Annotated in this window: 1 protein-coding gene; it reads left to right on the top strand. The window is 64.2% G+C overall.

Annotation, left to right across the window (positions count from 1 at the left end):
• Nucleotides 1-240 (top strand): AMP-binding protein (locus E1297_RS00190; RefSeq protein ID WP_155132506.1); only part of this gene is annotated, 240 nt, incomplete at both ends.

Here is a 240-nt window from a genome sequence, read left to right as displayed (position 1 = left end):
CCTATCTGCCGCTTGATCCGGACTATCCGCAGGAGCGTTTGAGCCTGATGCTGGGCGATGCCTCGGCGGCTTTGGTGATCACCAGTGCCGCCTTGCGGGACCGCCTGCCGCCCGTGACAACCCTTGTTCTAGACGACCCGCAGACCTCTGCGGACATTGCCGCCCTGCCTGCGGACCAACCGGTACAGGCACCCGCCGGCAGCCTTGCCTACATCATCTACACATCGGGTTCCACCGGAA

It is taken from the genome of Roseibium sp. RKSG952 (assembly GCF_009711355.1).
This window is presented reverse-complemented; position numbering and strand designations above follow the sequence as displayed.